The 21015-nt window shown below is 52.7% G+C and carries 20 protein-coding genes; 6 read left to right on the top strand and 14 right to left on the bottom strand.

Annotated features, from left to right (window positions below):
- Positions 1-281: 281 nt before the first annotated feature.
- The gene (gene katE / locus J1G48_RS10065; RefSeq protein ID WP_000019109.1) at positions 282-2534 is read left to right on the top strand and encodes a catalase HPII; all 2253 of its coding nucleotides are present in this window, start codon (positions 282-284) and stop codon (positions 2532-2534) included.
- 43 nt (positions 2535-2577) lie between these two features.
- On the opposite strand, the gene chbG is transcribed toward katE, so the two are convergent.
- From chbG to osmE, 7 genes are all read right to left on the bottom strand, one after another.
- Positions 2578-3336 (bottom strand): chitin disaccharide deacetylase, encoded by a 759-nt coding sequence (chbG, locus tag J1G48_RS10060; RefSeq protein ID WP_000442726.1) that lies wholly within the window; start codon positions 3334-3336, stop codon positions 2578-2580.
- Between the two features lie 12 nt (positions 3337-3348).
- Positions 3349-4704 (bottom strand): 6-phospho-beta-glucosidase, encoded by a 1356-nt coding sequence (locus tag J1G48_RS10055; protein WP_000078780.1) that lies wholly within the window; start codon positions 4702-4704, stop codon positions 3349-3351.
- Between the two features lie 124 nt (positions 4705-4828).
- Entirely contained in the window at positions 4829-5671 is an 843-nt protein-coding gene (gene chbR, locus J1G48_RS10050; RefSeq protein ID WP_000983393.1) for a transcriptional regulator ChbR, read from the bottom strand.
- A 10-nt stretch (positions 5672-5681) separates the two neighbouring features.
- Positions 5682-6029: a PTS N,N'-diacetylchitobiose transporter subunit IIA gene (gene chbA / locus J1G48_RS10045; RefSeq protein ID WP_000459883.1), complete on the bottom strand. Its 348-nt coding sequence runs from the start codon at positions 6027-6029 to the stop codon at positions 5682-5684.
- 50 nt (positions 6030-6079) lie between these two features.
- Entirely contained in the window at positions 6080-7438 is a 1359-nt protein-coding gene (chbC, locus tag J1G48_RS10040) for a PTS N,N'-diacetylchitobiose transporter subunit IIC (protein WP_000073063.1), read from the bottom strand.
- Positions 7439-7520: 82 nt separating this feature from the next.
- Positions 7521-7841, bottom strand: coding sequence for a PTS N,N'-diacetylchitobiose transporter subunit IIB (gene chbB / locus J1G48_RS10035; RefSeq protein WP_000412161.1), 321 nt, complete (start codon positions 7839-7841; stop codon positions 7521-7523).
- A gap of 300 nt (positions 7842-8141) precedes the next feature.
- Positions 8142-8483: an osmotically-inducible lipoprotein OsmE gene (gene osmE / locus J1G48_RS10030; RefSeq protein WP_001039301.1), complete on the bottom strand. Its 342-nt coding sequence runs from the start codon at positions 8481-8483 to the stop codon at positions 8142-8144.
- Positions 8484-8701: 218 nt separating this feature from the next.
- Here osmE and nadE point away from each other — a divergent pair, with 218 nt between their 5' ends.
- The gene (nadE, locus tag J1G48_RS10025; RefSeq protein ID WP_000174977.1) at positions 8702-9529 is read left to right on the top strand and encodes an ammonia-dependent NAD(+) synthetase; all 828 of its coding nucleotides are present in this window, start codon (positions 8702-8704) and stop codon (positions 9527-9529) included.
- 120 nt (positions 9530-9649) lie between these two features.
- Entirely contained in the window at positions 9650-10531 is an 882-nt protein-coding gene (cho, locus tag J1G48_RS10020; RefSeq protein WP_001677055.1) for an excinuclease Cho, read from the top strand.
- A 74-nt stretch (positions 10532-10605) separates the two neighbouring features.
- On the opposite strand, the gene spy is transcribed toward cho, so the two are convergent.
- The 6 genes from spy to J1G48_RS09990 all read right to left on the bottom strand — a co-directional run bounded on the left by spy (position 10606) and on the right by J1G48_RS09990 (position 17454).
- Positions 10606-11091, bottom strand: a complete 486-nt coding sequence (gene spy / locus J1G48_RS10015) for an ATP-independent periplasmic protein-refolding chaperone Spy (RefSeq protein WP_001228996.1) — start codon at positions 11089-11091, stop codon at positions 10606-10608.
- Positions 11092-11426: 335 nt separating this feature from the next.
- On the bottom strand, positions 11427-12395 hold the full coding sequence (gene astE / locus J1G48_RS10010) for a succinylglutamate desuccinylase (RefSeq protein WP_000368441.1): 969 nt from the start codon (positions 12393-12395) through the stop codon (positions 11427-11429).
- Positions 12388-13731, bottom strand: coding sequence for an N-succinylarginine dihydrolase (gene astB / locus J1G48_RS10005; RefSeq protein ID WP_000123938.1), 1344 nt, complete (start codon positions 13729-13731; stop codon positions 12388-12390). The genes astE and astB overlap by 8 nt, the downstream gene beginning before the upstream one ends.
- Positions 13728-15206 (bottom strand): succinylglutamate-semialdehyde dehydrogenase, encoded by a 1479-nt coding sequence (gene astD, locus J1G48_RS10000; RefSeq protein ID WP_000177285.1) that lies wholly within the window; start codon positions 15204-15206, stop codon positions 13728-13730. The genes astB and astD overlap by 4 nt, the downstream gene beginning before the upstream one ends.
- Positions 15203-16237 carry an arginine N-succinyltransferase gene (gene astA, locus J1G48_RS09995; protein ID WP_001263889.1) on the bottom strand — a complete coding sequence of 345 codons (1035 nt, stop codon included), beginning with the start codon at positions 16235-16237 and terminating at the stop codon, positions 15203-15205. Before astA ends, astD begins: the two co-directional genes overlap by 4 nt.
- A complete protein-coding gene (locus tag J1G48_RS09990; protein WP_000059503.1) occupies positions 16228-17454 on the bottom strand; it encodes an aspartate aminotransferase family protein in 1227 nt (408 codons plus the stop codon). Before J1G48_RS09990 ends, astA begins: the two co-directional genes overlap by 10 nt.
- Positions 17455-17899: 445 nt before the next feature.
- Here J1G48_RS09990 and xthA point away from each other — a divergent pair, with 445 nt between their 5' ends.
- Positions 17900-18706: an exodeoxyribonuclease III gene (gene xthA / locus J1G48_RS09985; RefSeq protein WP_000673950.1), complete on the top strand. Its 807-nt coding sequence runs from the start codon at positions 17900-17902 to the stop codon at positions 18704-18706.
- Positions 18707-18778: 72 nt separating this feature from the next.
- On the top strand, positions 18779-19195 hold the full coding sequence (locus tag J1G48_RS09980) for a pyrimidine (deoxy)nucleoside triphosphate diphosphatase (RefSeq protein WP_000592133.1): 417 nt from the start codon (positions 18779-18781) through the stop codon (positions 19193-19195).
- Here the strand turns inward: J1G48_RS09980 and J1G48_RS09975 are convergent.
- Positions 19155-19430 (bottom strand): YnjH family protein, encoded by a 276-nt coding sequence (locus tag J1G48_RS09975; RefSeq protein WP_000336848.1) that lies wholly within the window; start codon positions 19428-19430, stop codon positions 19155-19157. The two genes, J1G48_RS09980 and J1G48_RS09975, sit on opposite strands and share 41 nt — an antisense overlap.
- A 238-nt stretch (positions 19431-19668) precedes the next feature.
- On the opposite strand from J1G48_RS09975, the gene gdhA reads away from it, so the two are divergent.
- On the top strand, positions 19669-21012 hold the full coding sequence (gene gdhA, locus J1G48_RS09970; protein ID WP_000372865.1) for an NADP-specific glutamate dehydrogenase: 1344 nt from the start codon (positions 19669-19671) through the stop codon (positions 21010-21012).
- The last annotated feature ends 3 nt before the right edge of the window (positions 21013-21015 follow it).

Below are 21015 nucleotides of genomic sequence, written 5' to 3'. Positions count from 1 at the left end.
CCTCACGTACTACGTGTACGCTCCGGTTTTTGCGCGCTGTCCGTGTCCAAACTGGCTGCGCCAATAACGCCTACTGGGATAGGCTCTAAGGCTAAAAATCAGAAAAACACTATTTTAGCCGATCTTCGCCCCCGACGTCCTGTTCCGCGCGTGCGATTTCCCTATTGAGCCTTGTCTGCCGTTCCGCTCTCCCCCGGCATAATTGCTGAAATGTTCTATAGTTAGAGTGATTTTGACTACTACCACGCCCATTTCAGTGATGAAAGCAGGAGACGAGTTCAATGTCGCATAATGAGAAATCCCCCCATCAGTCCCCCGTGCATGATACCCGTGAATCACAGCCCGGCCTGGACTCCCTGGCGCCGTCAGACGGTTCACATCGCCCAACGCCAGAACCGACGCCGCCGGGCGCGCAACCAACGGCCCCCGGCAGCTTAAAAGCGCCCGAGACCGCGAATGATAAGCTCACCGCCCTCGACGCCTTTCGTAAAGGCAGCGAAAATTATGCGCTGACCACCAATCAGGGCGTGCGCATCGCCGACGATCAAAATTCTCTTCGCGCCGGCAGCCGTGGCCCTACGCTGTTGGAAGATTTTATCCTGCGCGAAAAAATTACCCACTTTGACCATGAGCGTATCCCGGAGAGGATCGTTCACGCCCGCGGATCAGCAGCGCACGGCTATTTTCAGTCATATAAAGACCTGAGCGACATCACGAAAGCCGCGTTTCTGTGCGATCCACAGAAAATTACCCCGGTCTTTGTTCGCTTTTCGACAGTACAGGGCGGCGCGGGGTCTGCTGATACCGTACGTGATATCCGCGGTTTTGCGACCAAATTTTATACCGAAGAGGGAATTTTCGATCTCGTCGGTAATAACACGCCGATCTTTTTTATCCAGGATGCGCATAAGTTTCCGGATTTTGTGCACGCCGTTAAGCCCGAACCACATTGGGCCATTCCGCAAGGACAGAGCGCGCACGACACCTTCTGGGACTATGTTTCCTTACAGCCTGAGACGCTGCACAACGTCATGTGGGCAATGTCGGATCGCGGCATTCCACGCAGTTATCGGACGATGGAAGGGTTCGGCATTCACACCTTCCGTCTGATCAATGCGCAAGGGAAAGCGACCTTTGTCCGTTTCCACTGGAAACCGTTGGCGGGTAAAGCCTCGCTGGTATGGGATGAGTCACAAAAACTGACCGGTCGCGATCCGGATTTTCACCGCCGGGATCTGTGGGAGGCCATCGAAGCGGGCGATTTCCCGGAATACGAGCTGGGCCTACAACTCATTGCCGAAGAGGATGAATTTAAATTCGATTTTGATCTGCTCGATCCGACCAAACTGATTCCGGAAGAGTTGGTGCCAGTACAACGCGTCGGCAAAATGGTGTTAAACCGTAATCCGGATAACTTTTTCGCTGAAAACGAACAGGCGGCATTTCATCCAGGGCATATTGTTCCCGGCATTGATTTTACCAACGATCCGCTGTTACAGGGGCGTCTGTTCTCTTATACCGACACGCAAATCAGTCGTCTGGGCGGGCCAAACTTCCACGAAATTCCGATTAACCGCCCTACCTGCCCCTACCATAACTTCCAGCGTGACGGTATGCACCGGATGGATATCGACACCAATCCGGCGAACTATGAACCGAACTCCATTAATGACAACTGGCCGCGCGAAACGCCGCCAGCGCCAAAACGCGGCGGCTTCGAATCATACCAGGAACGCGTGGATGGCAATAAAATACGCGAACGCAGCCCCTCTTTCGGTGAATATTACTCGCATCCTCGCCTGTTCTGGCTCAGTCAGACGCCGATAGAACAGCAGCATATTATTGACGCGTTCAGCTTTGAACTGGGTAAAGTCGCCCGCGCGTATATTCGGGAGCGGGTGGTCGATCAGTTAGCGCATATTGATGTCACGCTGGCTCAGGGCGTCGCGCATAATCTCGGTTTTGCACTCACCCATGAGCAAACGCAAATTGCCCCGCCTCCTGATGTCAACGGTCTGAAAAAAGATCCGGCGCTCAGCCTGTATGCGGTGCCGGACGGCGATGTTAAAGGCCGAGTGGTCGCTATTCTGCTGAACGACAAGGTTAACGCCGCCGAACTGTTGACCATTTTGCAGGCTTTAAAAGCCAAAGGCGTCCACGCAAAACTGCTCTATTCACGGATGGGTGAAGTAACGGCTGATGACGGTTCAACATTAACTATTGCGGCAACCTTTGCCGGCGCGCCGTCGCTAACGGTCGATGCGGTAATAGTACCGTGCGGCAATATTGCCGATATCGAGAGTTGCGGCGATGCTCGTTACTACCTTCTGGAAGCCTACAAACATCTGAAGCCCATCGCACTGGCAGGCGACGCCCGACGGTTTAAGGCGCTTTTAAACATTGATAGCCAGGGGGAAGAAGGACTTGTTGAGGCAGATAACGTTGACCACCACTTTATGGACACTCTGCTGACGCTGATGGCGGCACACCGTGTCTGGTCGCGTGCGGGGAAAATTAACGCGATTCCTGCATAAACGGCAAAAAATGCGGCGCATTCTTGCGCCGCAAACTCAGGAGCTAAATATCAAGAAAACAGCCAGGACGATATCCACGTTCCGCAATCGCTGCCTTGAGTGACGCAGACGTCAACACCTCCAGTTCAGTTAAGCGGGGGTAACAATAGGCGCTCTGGCGAATAATGTTATCCACAAACGCCGGATGACACATCACCTCCAGAGAGGCTTCTCCTCGATGCGCCGAGGCATCCAGAATGCGTAAAAAGCACGCTTCGGTGATCTCCTCGCCGTAAAATTCACTACTAAATCCTTGAGTGCTGCGCAAATCCGACGGCAGATCGTCGGCGTTCAACACCGTCTGGCGGTCAATACGTAACGCAATCCCGCGCTGCGCCGCAAAGTGGGCGACGATGGGGAAAATTTGCGGGAACATATGCACATGATGGTGACTGTCGAGATGCGTTGGCTCGCGGCCAAATACGTCGATGAAACGCTGATACTGACACGCCAGTTCATGCGCAATTTCATCCAGCGGAAGCGTATCCTCCTCCGCCATTTGCCAGATCCATTTCCCCAACAGGCCGTCTCGCGTCAGGCCCGGCATCTCTGACACCGGTTTGCCTAACGTCAAAACAAAATGCATTCCCACCCCAAGCGCAGGCAGCTCGCGGCTAAGCTGCGCCGCATGGTCAATAGCCTCGCCATTGACCAGCGCCGTCGTGGAGGTCACAACGCCGTTGCGATATGCTTCAACAATGCCGTAATTTTGCCCTTTACTCAGGCCAAAATCATCGGCATTCACAATCAACACGCGTTCCATAGCCTACCTCTGTCAGTGGTGCTTACCTTTAAGCGCTTCGATGCAAGCGGCAAAATTAGGCAGCCATTTTTCATGCGCCAGAATGAGCTCACGCGCCAGGACTTCTGCGTCGCGGTCGGAATGCACCAGCGGACTCAGGTTAAGCGCCAGCAGCACATCATTAAAGTTTCCGCTCAGCGCCGCATTGCTGGCCGCGACCTCAAATCCTTTAATAGTGTGGATAAGCCCCAGCACTTTTTCGTCAAAACGGGTGATACGCGGGTGCGGCGTCGCGCCATTGCGTCCCAGAATGCAGGTCATTTCCACCGCCCAGTCCGCCGGGATATTCTCGACATGCCCATGATGTGGAATATTAACGTAATGCTCAGTCTGCTTGTCATTATAAATAGCGTTAATGACTTCACAAGCGGCATCGGAATAATAAGCGCCGCCGCGTTGCTCAAGCTCTTTCGGCTTCACGTTTAGCTCAGGATTTTTGTACAAGTCGAAGAGTTGTTTCTCCACTTTTTGTACGACCTGAGCGCGCGCGCCGCCTTTGTAATATTCGCCCATTTCAATCGCCAACATCTCTTTTTGCTTGAAGTAATACAACAAATAAGAGCACGGCAGCATGTTCAGCGAGCGAATCAATCCTTCACTAAACGGCAGATCAAAGATATTTTTTACGGTTGACGCTTTCAACTGACCGGACGCCACGCCATCCAGTAATTCTGCGAACCGTGAGGTGCCATTCACCAGCACATCTTTAATAAAGACCATATGGTTTAGACCAAACAGGTCAATGGAAAGATCGTCAGTCTCATTCAGCGCCAGCACGTCATGAATAAACATTTTCATGCCGACAGGAATATTACATACGCCAATGAACTTTTTAAAGTTGGTATGACGATAAACCGCTTCCGTCACCATCCCCGCCGGGTTAGTAAAGTTAATGACCCACGCATTCGGACATAATTCTTCAACATCCTTAATGATGTCAAAAATAACCGGAATGGTACGCAACCCTTTAAATAAACCGCCAGCGCCGTTGGTTTCTTGCCCCAGATAGCCGTGGCTAAGCGGGATACGCTCGTCCAGTTCACGGGCTTTGAGTTGACCAACGCGTAGCTGGGTAGTGACAAAATTAGCGTCTTTCAGCGCTTCCCGGCGATCCAGCGTTTTATACAATTTTAGCGGAACGCCTGCTTTATCAATCATTCGCTGGCAGAGATCATAAATAATGCCCAGCTTCTCTTTCCCGTCTTCAACGTCAACCAGCCATAATTCGGTAACAGGTAATTCATGGTAGCGCTTAATAAAGCCTTCAAGTAATTCAGGGGTGTAGCTGCTCCCGCCACCAATAGTGACGACTTTTAATTTCTGGCTCATAATATCTCCCTTCAGTGTATGACACTGATATGTATTACGCTATGCCCGCTCGTAAGAAATAGCGTGACGTTCCCCGCGCTATTGGGGCAAGCGTGAAATGTAATTAATCGAGCAATGCAAACCGTTACTCATTAATTTCCGTCAATCGCTTCCGATAACTATTCGGCGTAAATGAGGTCATCTTCTTAAACGTTTTAATAAACAGACTTGGACTGCTATACCCGGCTTCATAAGCAATATCCGTAACCGAATAGTTGGTCATTTCCAACTGTTTCTTGGCAAAATTAATGCGAATCTCATTAATGATTTGCATCGGCGTTTTGCTGTAATAACGTCGGGTGGCGCGCGTCAGATACTCCTGGGATTTTGCCGACAGGCGCACCATATTTTCCAGCGCATGTTCGCCAAACTGCGTTTTATCATGCATTATCTCCACGGTTGCTTTCAGCCATTGTGGAATATCATCATAAACCTGCTCTTCGCGGTAATGGCGTAAGCGGTTTATAATATAAAATGTCACCACTTCGATAAATTCGTCGAGCCCATTGCCGCGAAAATTCAACGACGCAATCACCGTTTCAATATAGGTAAGGAAGGTGCTATTCGCCCTGTATACCTGCGATGCCACAAAACAAAACGGCAGTAACGGAAGATAATGCTGTTCAAAAAAACGTTTACTAATTCCTACGTTCAGAATACGCGTTGCGCCAAACTCATAGAAACTTTGGTGATTCGACCCCACCGGGATAAAAACAAAATCTCCACGTTCCAGCAGCACACGCTTCCCGTTAATCTCCTGGTAATAACGTCCGGTTAATACCAGGGTAAATTCATAGTAGTCGTGCTGATGCAGCCCGGTGACGCTTTCCGTCTTGTTATAGATAAACACATGGAAATTTTTGCCATTGAAGAGCTGCTGCTCATAAACCGTTTTGATTTCCGTTGCGTTAACCTGTAGCTGCATCATCCGCCCCCTGTTATTTCAGTTTCTCATGGAGCTCAATCAACTCGGCGATCAGTTCACGAGCCAGCATTGAGGTCATCAAATGATCCTGAGCGTGAACCAGGACCAGACTGACTTTCATTTTGCCTTCGCCCTGATCGCCTTCGATGAGTTTTGTCTGCACAAGATGCGCTTCATTGAGCGCTATGCGCGACTGGTCCATCATCGCTTTCGCCGCCTCAAAATCGCCTTCTTTCGCTTTTCTGAGCGCGCCATATGCCAGGCTGCGCGCCTGACCAGAATTGATGATAAGCCCCATAACGACTTCTTCGAGTTCCTCAGCCGCTGTCTGGTTATCTACAACATTTTCAAGATCAAACATAGTCTTTCCTCTGATTCAGCCCGGCATGGCATCCCATGCCGGCGCGGAGTTTAGAATTTCAGTGCGTTAGCGATATCTTCTTCGCTTTCTTCCTGCTCGATGGCGTTCTGCGCTTTGTTAGCCACCACCACGAAGGGGAGATAAATCAGGGTAGCGACCGCCAGGTTAAATAGCGCAACCAGCAACGCGGCGACACTGCCGTTGGTGTTAAAGAACGCCCCCAACCCGGTTGGCATGGTCCACGGCGCAATATTGGTAATCGGCGGAATAATACCCAAATAGTAAGCCACCAGCGTAATCGCCGCCAGAATCGGCTGAACCAGAATGAAGGGGATAAACATCACCGGGTTCATAATAATCGGCAGGCCAAACAGGATGGGTTCGTTAATCTGGAAGATACCTGACGGCAGCGCCAGTTTTGCCACCTGGCGATAGTCCGCGCGACGGGATGCCAGGAAGATAGCGATGATCAGACCCAGCGTTGCGCCGCTACCACCGAGGAAGATATAAGAATCCAGCATCGGTTTCGCCCAGATATGGAACGTTTTACCGGCTTCCAGTGCCGCATCGACGGAGCCATACTGCTGGTAAATAGAGATGTTTTCCAGCGCCCAGGGCGTCATGATGCCGCTGTCCAGCGCGGTCAGCGCCAGCGAACCATGAATACCAAAGAACCACAGCAGCGGTACAAAAATGACATATGCCCACCCTACCACGCTACCCAGCGATGCCAGCGGCGTAGAGATAGTGTCCATAATAATCTGATGGAAGTTAGAACCGTAATTAGACAGCGCCCAGGCAATAATCCCCATAATAGAGAGAATAATAAAGCCGGGAATTAATGCTGAGAATGAACGAGACACCGAAGCCGGTACGCTGTCCGGTAGTTTAATCACCCAGTTGCGCCGGACAATAAATGTAAACATCTCCGCGACCACCAGGCCAATAATAATACCGGAGATAATATTCGCGCCGCCCAGCCAGTTAGCGCCTACGGCATAGGCCTCGCCGACACTATACGGCGTTACGGTCATAAATGCCGCCACGGAAAGCAATCCGGCGGCCAGCGCATCAACCTTGCGCTCTTCCGCCAGCGCCATGCCGATAAAAAATGGCGCCATGAGCGACATAATGCCCAATGTGCCGTTATAGACGTTCCCGCCGATGCCTTTCAATCCATTAAGTGTTTCAATGGTTGAGGCATCAAGCCGAATGCCCATGGAATAAAAAAACGACCCCTCCCCAAAGCTCAGGAAAACGTTATTAATTAATACAAACATCGCCCCCGCAAGGGTTAATGGCATTAAACGAATAAAGCCGTTCTTGATTGCATTAACGTGTGGCTGCTTTCCTATTTTTACAGCAAAAGGAAGGAGTACCTTTTCAAGTGAAGCAATGACGTTACTCATAGAAAAATACCCTTAAATACCGCAATAAAATATTGCGGTTAGTGTATGAAATAACTCTTTGACGGGAAAAATTAAAAAATAATTAATTCGCGGCGGCTTTTTTAATTGCCGCTACCGCAGCTTTAAGCACGCCTAAGCCATCTACCTTGCCGTACAACATTGAATCAATGACTTCTACCGGTTTACCGGGTAATAAACGCTGAATTTCGGGGAGCATATAAGCAATTTGCGGGCCTAATAACACGACGTCCGCTGCCGGGCCTTTTTCACCGGCCAGGGTTTCAGGGAATGCTTCAATAATCACCGGCACTTCATATTTTTCAGCCTGAGCGCGCATTTTTGATACCAGTAACGATGTTGACATGCCCGCAGAACAAAACAGATAAATGTGTTTCTTTTCCATAAAAACCTTCCTCATGTGCGATTATCTGTCAACCAGATACGCCGCAAGCCTCAACCTGCATCCATACTCTGGGCGACTTGCGTAACCGGATTTACTTTTTTAGGTGGCTGAAATGAGTATACGGGATCGGACCGCCGGATGGTATTTCCTTGACCCACTAAATTGTCTCTCATTGACCTGGCGTTATGACCCCCCTCACATTTCGGGCAAATAATTCGCGATAATAAATAAGGTTATGGCAGGCACAAAAAAACCGGCTCGCAGGCCGGTTTCCTTGAATGTTCAGGCAATGTACAGTTGTTACTGCTTCGGCGCCTGTGGGTCAGTGTCGTACTCCGCACAGGTCTGGTAGCCGGAGTTAATCACGTGCCCGGTATCATCCAGCGCAACAAAGTAGGTTTCCGCTTTACCATCACGTTGACCCAGGATGTAGGTCTGACAGGTACCGCGCGCATGAATCATACTCACTTCAGATGACGGTTTGCCCGCAATCTGCGCAACTTGCGCCCTGCTCATTCCTTTTTTAACATCTTTAACGACAGGCTCAACAAATTGGTCTTTTGTACGATCATACGCCGTACAGCCTGCCAGCATAGTCATTACCGCCGCTGCGCTTAAAATTCCTGCTACGTTCTTGTTCATTTTCCGTCCTCTTGTTTATCAGCGTGTTATGTAAGCCTGGAATACATCAGAATATTTTTCAAGCCGCGACCCGCCACAAAAAGTCTTTCGGAAAATTCTCTAACGCAGCGACATGTTGTTTTAAACACCGCTTAGCCCGCCAAACCTTGTTGTTTCAGCGGCGAAGGGTTAGCTTTAACAGGGTAAAGATTCATTTTTTTAATGTCGAAGGGGGTTAAATGACTCTGCAGCAAGAGATAATCCAGGCGCTTGGCGCGAAACCGCATATCAACCCTGAAGAAGAAATTCGCCGCAGCGTGGATTTTCTTAAAGCGTACCTGGAAACCTATCCCTTTTTGAAATCGCTGGTGTTAGGCATCAGCGGCGGGCAGGATTCGACGCTGGCCGGGAAACTCAGCCAGATGGCTATCGCCGAATTGCGAGAAGAGACCGGTGATAATGCGCTGCAGTTTATCGCCGTTCGTCTGCCTTATGGCGTACAGGCCGATGAACAGGATTGCCAGGACGCCATTGCTTTTATTCAGCCGGACAGAGTACTCACCGTCAATATTAAAGGCGCCGTCCTCGCCAGCGAACAGGCGCTGCGCGAAGCGGGAATTGAGCTGAGCGATTTTGTTCGCGGCAATGAAAAAGCGCGTGAGCGAATGAAAGCGCAATATAGCATCGCCGGTATGACTCACGGCGTCGTGGTGGGCACCGACCATGCGGCGGAAGCGATAACTGGGTTCTTCACCAAATATGGCGACGGCGGTACCGATATTAACCCGCTTCATCGCCTTAACAAACGCCAGGGCAAACAGCTTCTCGCAGCGCTGGGCTGTCCTGAGCATCTGTATAAAAAAGTCCCCACCGCCGATTTGGAAGACGACCGCCCTTCACTGCCTGATGAAGCCGCGCTGGGCGTAACGTATGACAATATTGACGATTACCTGGAAGGCAAAACGCTGGACCCCGCCATCGCTAAAACTATCGAAGGCTGGTATGTAAAAACTGAACATAAGCGCCGTTTACCGATTACGGTATTCGACGACTTTTGGAAAAGGTAAGCGTACTTCTACTGTTGTGCCGGATATCGCTCGTCTATCCGGCCTCCTCTCTTCCCAGCCTCTTTTTTAATCACCCATCCGCTGTTATACTGGATGAATAACCAGTTAACGGAGATCACTGTGGTACGGCGTCAATCAGCCCCCCGCCTTGAGTTTGAAGCGGCGGCCATTTACGAATATCCAGAACATTTACGTCCTTTCCTCAGCGAAGCGCCAGCCTTACCGGGCGTCTATGTATTTCATAGCGAAAGCGATACGCTGCCGCTTTATATCGGTAAAAGCGTGAATATTCGCAGCCGGGTGCTCTCACATCTGCGAACGCCTGACGAGGCCGCTATGCTGCGACAGGCGCGGCGGATAAGCTGGATCTGCACCGCTGGGGAAATGGGCGCGTTGCTGCTGGAGGCACGGCTGATCAAAGAACAACAGCCGCTGTTTAACAAGCGGTTACGTCGTAATCGCCAGCTTTGCTCGCTACAGTTGAGCGAACAAAAAATTGAGGTCGTTTCCGCCCGCAGCGTCGATTTTTCCCATGAGCCAAACCTGTTTGGCCTCTTCGCCAACCGTCGGGCGGCGCTGCAAAGCTTACAGAACCTCGCCGATGAACAAAAATTGTGTTATGGCCTGCTGGGGCTTGAACCGGTAAGCCGTGGGCGCGCCTGTTTTCGTTTCGCTCTGAAGCGCTGCGCTGGCGCGTGTTGTGGGCAAGAAACCCCGCAGGCGCATTTTCTTCGTCTGCAGGCCTCGCTGGAACGGTTACGTGTGGTTTGCTGGCCCTGGAAAGGCGCTATCGCGTTAAAAGAGAGCCGTCCACAAATGACCCAGTTCCACATTATCAACAACTGGTTATGGCTGGGGGCGGTCCCCTCGCTGGATGAGGCCGCCACGCTGGTGCGCACCCCTGCGGGCTTTGATCAGGACGGCTATAAGATTCTCTGTAAACCGTTAATGTCAGGTCAATATGAGATCATTGAACTGCACACCGACTGTCGCCAGTCATAAAGAAAACCGCCGATCCTGTCCACCTCAACGATTGTGTTGTCGACAAGACCGGCGGTCTTAAATTATGCGGAAAGTTATTCTGCCGCAGCAGGCATTTTACCTTCTTGCGCCGGGCGTTCTGTCAGACGCTTCTCAAAATTAGCGTTATATTGCTTTTTCTGCTCCGGCGTCAGAACGTTATAAATTTTATTCTGGGTTTCCATATGCGCCAGCATATTGGCCTTGCGCTGCGCTTCCATTTTCGTAATTTGCGCTTCGGCTTTGGCTTTATCGAAGGTATCGCTGGCAATAATATCATGCATGGCGCGACGCTCTTCCAGCAGCGGACGTTTCATTTGCTCGCGCTGCGCTTTTATAATGTCGCGAATTTGTTGCTTCTGCGCGTCTGTCAGGTTCAGGTTTTTAAACATCATATCGTGATGTGGGCCAAATTTACCTTTATGCTGCATCATTGGCTTCGCATCCGCTGGCGCGGCGGTGGTAGTCTCAGCGGCATGAGCCAGATTCGCAGCCCCCATCGCCAGGGTAGAGGCAACAAATAGAGCAGTCAGTTTACGCATATTTCCATCCTTCCTTTCAGTTATTTTTACGGCATATTTAAAACAGCGCCGTGTTGTCGTGATTAACTTTAACCGTCTTAGCGTCAATTAGTCATAACAACGGTAAAACAATGAAAGTATAAAAAACACTTTTTCGCCAATTGTGAAGAAAAAAAGAATAAATTGCGCAGAGTTGAAAGAGAAATATACAACAGCATGATATAGCAGAAATTATGCAGAACTATAACGCAGCAACGCTTATTAATAAAGCAATTCTCCAGGAATAATCCGTAATAGCATGAAACTGTGTCCCAAATCATCCCTGTAATCCTAACGTGAGCTTACAGGGACATTTATCAGGGCAGTCTTTCCAGCATTAATCCAGCCCGCAATCCGCAGGCGACAGAGGGATTAGGAAAGAGAACATATTCAACGTCATGCGTCACCGTCACGCGCTTATCCCCCTCCTCGGCCAGCAACGTTCCCTTCGCAAAGGCAGTAAAATTCAGCGTTTGCGCATCCATATAAAGCGCGAACTTGTCGCTGTGACGCGTGATTTGCGACACCACCCGATAGCGTAGCGGCGGCGAAAACGAGGTTGACGTTTCGACACCGCTCAGCAACGCCGACAACGCCTGCGAGGTTACGTTGAACTGCGTCAGATCGTTTTGCCTAAACGGCAACGCCTTTCCCAACTCCAGCGTACAGGAAAGCGCGCCGAAATGTTCAGAGCTAAAGTGCGTAAACGTACCGCCGGGCGCCTGATGAAATACCAACGCCTCTAGTCCTGCCGCGCCCAGCCACGCCAGAAAATCTGTCTCCCACGGGCGGTCGCGCTGCGGCAATACGCCAAAACGCAAATGATGCGAGCCACGAATGGCGGTATGCAGATCCAGATGCCAGCGTACCCGCGCCTGGCCAGATGAAAAGAAGGTATCCAGACTTAGCTCCAGCTCACGCGCCCGCCGCGTTTCATCGCTTTCGGCAAAGGACTGCCAACGCCCGCCAAACATACGGTTCATATCGCTGTGACAATAGCGTATTCCCGCCGCCAGCGCCTGCGGATTGCCGAGTACCACCAGCACTCGCCACGTTAACGTCAAGCTGCCTGAATACAGCGCCGACAGCAGCTTATCCAGCATCTCGACCGGCGCGGTTTCATTGCCGTGTATCCCCGCAGAAAGAATTAACGCGCGGTCGACCGGCGCATCGGGCGTGAGTTCAAGCAGACCATGGCTTAACCAGCGCCAGCGAAAACCCGCGCCCTTCCCCTGCCTCACCCGTGGTGTCGTGCCGCTTAGCGTCAACGCCAGAAAGTTATCCATCAGCCGCCCCCGTTTGCTGGAAAGGATAAACCGACCCCAAATCCAGCAGACGCGTTAACACATCCAGCGCCTCCCGGCCTTCTCGCAATAATAACGGATCGGCCAGATCGGCGGCGGTCAGGCGATCGCGATAATAACGATCCGCCCACGCGTTAAGGGCCGTAAACAGAGCGTCATTCATCATTACCGCTGGATTCACCGCCCGTCGTTCTTCTTCTGTTAACACCACGCGTAATCGCAGACAGGCCGGGCCGCCGCCGTTGGCCATACTTTCTCGCAAATCAAACACCTGTATCGCGCTGATGGGGTTATCCTCCGCCACCAGCTTATTCAGATAGCGCCAGACGCCGGCATGGTCCTGACATTCCCGCGGCAACACTAACAGCATTGAGCCGTCGTCACGGCTTAGCAACTGACTATTAAACAGGTAGGTCGCCACAGCATCTGATACAGAAACCTCTTCGGCGGGCACCTCTATCGCCATAAAACCGTCAACGCGCGTACGCAACTGATTAATGAGCACTTTCTGCCGGGCAAACGCCGCTTCGTGACAAAACAATACCTGTCGATTCGAAACGGCGATGACATCATTATGGAATACGCCTTGATCGATGACCTCCGGGTTCTGCTGAGCGAAGATAACCTGTTGCGGATTCACCTGGTTAAGACGCGCCACGGCCTCGCTGGCTTCGCGGCTCTGGCGCGCCGGATAACGAGCGGGTCGTATTTCATTCTCCTCTTCGCGCCCATAGACAAAAAGCTGCACGCCTGCCGAACCATACTCGCCGCCAAGACGGTTATGATTCGCCGCGCCTTCATCTCCCAATAATGCGACCTGCGGTAACGCGCTATGCACTGAAAACTGGTTTTCATCGCGAAATATGGCGCGTAGCAGCGCTTCGGTCACAGGCGCCTCAAGAGCGCGATGAAATTTATTGTTTAAATTCGCCACCGTCAGGTGGACTTTCCCGTCCAGCGCGTCTGCCGATGGGCAAACCGTCGCCGCATTCGCAACCCACATTGGCGACGCGGAACTCACGCTGGAAAGCCAGCGTGGCGCCTGACGCGCAACCTTATCCAGAATCTGCTCATCGCTACCCGTGAAGCCGAGCTGACGCAACGCCGGAATAAAAGGCCGCTCATGCGGCGGGATCACCGCCTGGAGAAAGCCGGCATCCGCCAGAGCTTTCATCTTTAGCAGCCCCTGCTTTACCGCCAGACGAGGATTCGACACCTGAAAACGGTGGCGGGTCGATGCCTCATTGCCGAAGGATAGCCCGGCATAATGGTGCGTAAGCCCCACCAGCCCGTCAAAATTAACTTCATGCGCCGTCATACCGCCTCCCTGCGAGAAAAGTCGAGGCCGGGGCTTAATGTCGCAGGCAACGTCAGTTCGGGAGATTCCAGACTGGCCATCGGCCAGGCGCAATAATCGGCGGCATACCAGGCGCTGGGCCGATGGTTGCCAGACGCGCCGATACCACCAAACGGCGCGGTACTCGCTGCCCCGGTGAGCGGTTTATTCCAGTTAACGATCCCTGCCCGCGCCTCCAGCAAGAGCTGTTCGAACTGCGCGCGATCCGTCGACACCAACCCACACGACAGACCAAAACGGGTATTATTCGCCAGACGAATCGCCTCATCGAAATGCGCATAACGCCAGACGTTCAGCAGCGGACCAAACACCTCTTCATCCGGCACATCCGCGACGCCCGTCAGCTCAATGATGCCAGGCGTCAGCAGAGAGGTTCCCTCTTTGACCTTCCGCGGCGCCAGTAGCGTGCGACCGCCTAATGCCTCTCGTTGACGCCAGGCCTCCATCACATGCTGTGCCGCCTGCGCTGAAATCAGTCCCCCGATAAACGGCTGCGGATCGTCGTCCCATCTGCCGGGCTGCAGACGTCCGGCGACGTCAACCAGCCGCGCCAGAAATGCATCTCCCTGCGCACCCTGTTTTACCAGAAGGCGTCGCGCGCAGGTACAGCGCTGTCCGGCGGTAATAAACGCCGATTGCAGCGTCAGATGTACCGCCGCATCTGTATTTGCCACATCCTCAATAATGAGCGGATTGTTTCCGCCCATTTCAAGGGCCAGTATTTTTTCCGGCTGGCCGGATAGCTGGCGATGAAGCTGATATCCGGTACTGGCGCTGCCGGTAAACAGCAGTCCGTCGAGATCGTCGAGCGAACTTAGCGCTTGTCCGGTCTCCCGGCCGCCCTGCACCAGATTAAGAACGCCTGCCGGTAGCCCCGCCCGTTCCCAGAGTTTTATTACCGTTTCCCCGGTCCATGGCGTTAGCTCGCTAGGTTTGAAGATCAGCGTATTGCCTGCCAGCAACGCGGGCACAATATGGCCATTCGGTAAATGGCCGGGAAAGTTATAAGGGCCGAATACCGCCAGCACACCGTGAGGACGATGGCGCAACGTCGCGGCGCCATCGACAAGTTCGCTTTTTTGTTCGCCTGTTCTGGCATGGTAAGCCTTAATCGAGATGGCAATCTTATTGATCATCGCCGTCACTTCCGTTGCCGCCTCCCAGCGCGGTTTACCGGTTTCACGCGCGATGACCTCCGTGAGCTCGGCTTTATGCGCCTCCAGCAGGGCGGCAAATTTCTCTACGATAGCCTGTCGTGCCGCAAAAGGCTGTCTGGCCCAACGAGGAAACGCCGCGCGCGCCACCTGGCAGGCCTCGGCGACCTGTGCCGCATTAGCGTCATTCCCCTGCCAAAGTATCTCCGCACTCACCGGGTTCGTTTTGCGGCGGCGTTCGCCCTGACCGGTTATCCAGTCGCCGTTTATCCATAGCGTCATACGGTTTTCTCCTCAGCGCAAAGGCGTACCAGCCGAACGTGGTCGCCCGCGCGACATTTCAGCGCATCCAACTGCGCGGCGGTAAGTACAAGCCGTGAAGTCTGCGGATCGGCACGCACCAGCGCGGCCCGAAAGTGGTGATAGTTTTCATTGGCGACCAGACATGCCGGATAGTCGCCAGGCGCGGGTTGCCCTTCCGCGACTTCCACCAGTCGGCTTTTACGAATGGCCCGCACGCGGTCAATATCACACTCCAGCGTCGGCCCACCGTCGAAGATGTCGATATAGTGGCGATAGCGAAAACCTTCCTTTTCCAGCACCGCGCGGGCTGGCGCCGTTTGCGGGTGGACTTCGCCAATCACGGCCTGTGCCTCTTCAGATAAGAAGTGGGTATAAATAGGATGTTTGGGCATCAGCTCGGCGATAAACGCTTTTTGCCCGGTACCGCATAAAAAATCCGCCCGGCTGAAATCCATAGAAAAAAAGCGTTTGCCGAGACTTTGCCAGAAGGGAGAATAACCGTGCTCGTCAATGACGCCGCGCATTTCCGCCACCACTTTCTCATTGAATTTATCGCGAAACGCGGCCATAAACATAAAGCGCGATTTTGACAACAGGTAGCCGTTACCCTCTTTACGCCATTCGGGATCGAGAAACAGCGTGCAAAGCTCACTGCTGCCGGTATGATCATTACTCAGGAATAATGTTGGCAACGCGTTATATACATTCAGCTCTTTGGAGGCATGAACCAGCGTACCGACACGATAGTTATACCAGGGGTCGTTAAGGCCGACCGCGACCTCAATGGCGCAGATCCCGCCGACCTCACCCGTTTCACTATCCTCGAGAACGAATACATATCCTTGTTCGCCTTTTGGCAGCTCGCCGGACCAGGTTTTTAGCGCGCGTTCAATGCGGGCCGCCAGCGTCGCTTCATTTGCCGGTAGCGAGGTTAAGCCGCCGCCCGTTTTGCCTGCAAGCTGCATCAGCGCGGCGATATCCGCATGTTCGACAGGACGAATCACCCGCATGATGCGCCTCCCGTCTGAAGGCGTTCGCACGCCAGGGCAAAACGATCAAGCCCGGTGGCTATCTCCTCGTCGCTAACATTTAACGCTGGCGCAAAACGCACCACGTCGCCGCCGGCGATGAGCACCATCACGCCTGCTTTTGCCGCTTCCTGGGCGATGAGTTTGGCTTTTCCGGCAAACTCCGTCTGTAGCACACAACCAAGCAGTAGCCCCAGACCGCGAATTTCACTGAACATGCCAAAACGTGCATTAATGGTATTTAGGCGCTCAATAAACGCATCGTGGCGCTGTCTGACGCCGTTTTGCATCTCCGGCGTATTGATGATATCCAGTACTTTTCCGGCAACTGCCGTCGCCAGCGGATTACCGCCGTAGGTGGTGCCATGCGTGCCTGGCGTCATAACGCTGGCATAGTCTTGCGTGGTCAGCATCGCGCCGATCGGGAAGCCCCCACCCAACGCTTTAGCAGTCGTCAGGATATCGGGCGTAACGCCATAATGCATATATGCATACAGTTCGCCGGTACGTCCGACGCCCGTCTGCACCTCATCAAAAATCAGTAACGCCTGATGCCGGTCGCACAATTCACGCAGCCCCTGCAAAAAAGCTTTCGTGGCGGGGATCACGCCGCCCTCGCCCTGCACAGGCTCTACGATTACGGCGCAGGTATTGTCATCAATGAGCGCGCTGGCGGAGTTCAGATCGTTATAGGCTGCATGACGAATATCCGGCGGCAGCGGCGCAAAGTCCTGTGAATAGGTGGGTTGACCGCCAGCGCTGACGGTAAAGAGCGTGCGACCATGGAACGCGTTTTTAAAGGCTACAATGCCGCTTTTATGATTGCCGACACGATCGTGGGCATATTTGCGCGCCAGTTTTAATGCTGCTTCATTTGCTTCAGCGCCTGAATTACAAAAGAAAACGCGTTCGGCGAAGGTCGCGTCGATCAGTTTTTTCGCCAGTCGCAGCGCCGGTTCATTGGTGTAACCGTTCCCGGTATGCCAGAAGCGATTCGCCTGTTCATTTAACGCCTCGCGCAGCGCCGGATGCGCATGTCCCAATGCGTTGACCGCGATCCCGCCAGCAAAATCAATGTACTCTTTCCCCTGCTGATCCCACAGGCGTGAGCCTTCTCCGCGTACAGGAATAAAAGGCGCGGGAACATATACCGGCACCATCCATTCATCAAAGTTTTCGCGCGTAACTGACAGAGACATAGCGACCTCTTTTGGTAAAAATAAAGTTATTTATATGTTAATTAATATGAGTGTTTGCGCTGTAAATGTAGATTGCAGCATTCGTGCCAGCCAGCGTTAACATTGCATAAACAGAAGTGATAAACGGTAAATCAATGGGTTACAGCGTAGCGATATTCACTTTTACTGCATGAAAAGTGAATATTTCCGCATAATCGGTGGCTAAAAAGAGGAAAAAGCGAAATATTATTCAGTTGCCAAATATAATTCTGGAATTGTGATCTTATACGAAATTTACTGGAAATTACCGCCCCGTTCTGGCGCATCTGCACGCAAACCGTGCCATTTTCGCGCTATAGAAAACACCATACGCTTCCATTGGCCGAATCTGACGATGAGTGGCAGTCACCCGGTAAAATTTCTGTTACCATCCCAACACGATTCACCTTGCAAAGTGGCAGTGACTATGAAATTTGTCTCTTTTAATATCAACGGCCTGCGCGCCCGTCCCCATCAGCTTGAAGCGATTGTCGAAAAACACCAGCCCGATGTGATCGGTCTACAGGAGACAAAAGTCCACGACGAAATGTTCCCGCTCGAAGAGGTCGCGAAGCTGGGCTATAACGTTTTCTATCATGGACAAAAGGGCCATTACGGCGTCGCGCTGCTAACAAAAGCCACGCCCATTTCCGTCAGACGCGGTTTCCCGGATGATGGCGAAGAGGCGCAACGCCGCATTATCATGGCGGAAATCCCCTCGCCGCTGGGTAATATCACCGTCATTAACGGCTATTTCCCGCAGGGGGAAAACCGGGATCATCCGTTGAAGTTCCCCGCGAAAGCGCAGTTTTACCAGAACTTGCAAAACTATCTTGAAACGGAACTCAAGTGCGATAATCCGGTATTAATTATGGGCGACATGAATATCAGCCCGACCGATCTGGATATTGGCATCGGCGAAGAGAACCGCAAACGCTGGCTGCGTACCGGTAAATGCTCCTTCCTGCCGGAGGAGCGTGAATGGATGTCACGGTTACTGAAGTGGGGATTAGTGGACACGTTCCGTCAGGCGAATCCGCAAACGATGGATAAATTTTCGTGGTTTGATTACCGCTCAAAAGGTTTCGTGGATAATCGCGGACTGCGCATTGACCTCTTGCTGGCAAGCGCTCCGCTGGCGGAACGTTGCGCAGAAACCGGTATAGACTACGACATTCGCAGTATGGAAAAACCCTCCGACCATGCGCCGGTCTGGGCGACGTTTCGTGTTTGATTCCGCTATCTGATTAACCGTAAGGCCGGGATAGCGCGACGCTTCCCGGCAGGAATAACGACCTTAACGACAATGATAAAAAAACTCGATGTTGTTGCCGCCATCATTGAATGCGACGGCAAAATTCTGCTGGCCCAGCGCCCAGCTCATGCGGATCAAGCCGGTTTATGGGAGTTTGCCGGCGGTAAAGTCGAACCCGGCGAAACCCAGCCGCAGGCGCTTATCCGCGAGCTACGCGAAGAGTTAGGGATTGACGCCACGCCCGGCGTCTATATCGCCAGCCATCAACGCGACGTGTCTGGCCGACGGATTCATTTGCACGCCTGGCATGTGCCTGCGTTTAACGGTCTGATACGTGCGCTGGAACATCAGGCATTAGCCTGGTGTACGCCGGAAGAGGCGCTGGAATACCCCCTCGCCCCGGCGGATATTCCGCTATTGCAGGCGTTTATGGCTTTACGCGACGCCAGACTAACGGATTCGTGCTGATGGTTTTTTCGTCACGCTGGCACTGGAGCACGACGCCTTCCACTTTTATTACCGCGCCTTCGGAGTAATTCTGATCCTGGTAAACGCAGCACTGAATGCAGGGCTGGGACGACTGACCGCGCGTGCTGAAAACTTCCGGCGGGACATTCACCTGAATATCAGGACGACTGTTCTGGTTTGCCAGCCCGACCATTGGCATTATCGCCATCACGGCGACCACGAGGCTTCGGCACATAGGAGTTCCTTATTTTTCTAAGTATATTCTCAGTATAACGGTAAGCCGCCGTGAAAACTTTAATCCTCTTTTGTCATCGCTTTTAGTTATGACCCTCGCCCCGTTATGAATTTACTTAGCAGCGTCATTTTTTTCTTGCTTACCGTCACATTGCTGATGGTATAGTCGAAAACTGCAAATACATATTCTGATAAAACGCAAATACAACCACATTAATATATAAGAGGTTTTTATATCTATGGATCAGACATGTTCTCTGGAATCGTTCCTCAACCATGTACAAAAGCGCGACCCGCATCAAACCGAGTTCGCGCAAGCCGTCCGTGAAGTCATGACCACCCTGTGGCCGTTTCTTGAACAAAACCCCCGTTACCGCCACATGTCTTTACTGGAACGTTTGGTTGAACCAGAGCGCGTAATTCAGTTTCGCGTAGTGTGGCTGGACGACAAAAACCAGGTGCAGGTAAATCGCGCCTGGCGCGTGCAGTTCAACTCTGCTATCGGCCCCTATAAAGGCGGTATGCGCTTCCATCCTTCGGTAAACCTTTCCATCCTTAAGTTCCTCGGCTTTGAGCAAACCTTTAAAAATGCCCTCACCACGTTGCCGATGGGCGGCGGTAAAGGCGGCAGCGATTTCGATCCGAAAGGGAAAAGCGAAGGCGAAGTGATGCGTTTCTGCCAGGCGCTGATGACTGAACTGTATCGCCATTTAGGGCCGGATACCGACGTGCCTGCCGGGGATATCGGCGTGGGCGGGCGCGAAGTGGGCTTTATGGCGGGAATGATGCGCAAGCTTTCCAATAACAGCGCCTGCGTCTTCACCGGCAAAGGGCTTTCCTTCGGCGGCAGCCTGATTCGTCCGGAGGCGACGGGCTATGGCCTGGTCTACTTCACCGAAGCGATGCTTAAACGTCATGGTCTCGGTTTTGAAGGGATGCGCGTCGCCGTGTCCGGCTCCGGCAACGTAGCGCAATACGCCATTGAGAAAGCGATGGCCTTTGGCGCGCGCGTGGTTACCGCGTCGGATTCGAGCGGGACGGTGGTCGATGAAAGTGGCTTCACGCCAGAGAAGCTGGCGCGTCTGTGTGAAATTAAAGCCAGCCGTGACGGTCGCGTCGCTGACTACGCCCGTGAGTTTGGCTTAACCTATCTGGAAGGCCAGCAGCCCTGGAGCGTACCGGTGGATATCGCCCTGCCATGCGCGACGCAGAACGAACTGGACGTTGACGCCGCGCGCGTACTGATTGCCAATGGCGTGAAAGCCGTGGCGGAAGGGGCAAATATGCCAACCACGATTGAAGCGACCGATCTCTTCCTTGAAGCGGGCGTACTGTTTGCGCCGGGTAAAGCCGCCAACGCGGGCGGCGTGGCGACATCAGGGCTGGAAATGGCGCAGAACGCCGCGCGGTTGAGCTGGAAAGCCGAGAAAGTGGACGCCCGTCTGCATCACATTATGCTGGATATCCACCACGCCTGTGTCGAGTACGGCGGCGATAATAAGCATACCAACTACGTTCAGGGCGCCAACATCGCCGGTTTCGTGAAAGTCGCCGACGCCATGCTGGCGCAGGGCGTCATTTAATCC

Source organism: Salmonella sp. SAL-020, from assembly GCF_017372215.1.
Classification (GTDB): domain Bacteria; phylum Pseudomonadota; class Gammaproteobacteria; order Enterobacterales; family Enterobacteriaceae; genus Salmonella; species Salmonella enterica.
The sequence above is the reverse complement of the archived record's forward strand: the minus strand, read 5'-3'. Positions and strand labels throughout refer to the sequence as shown.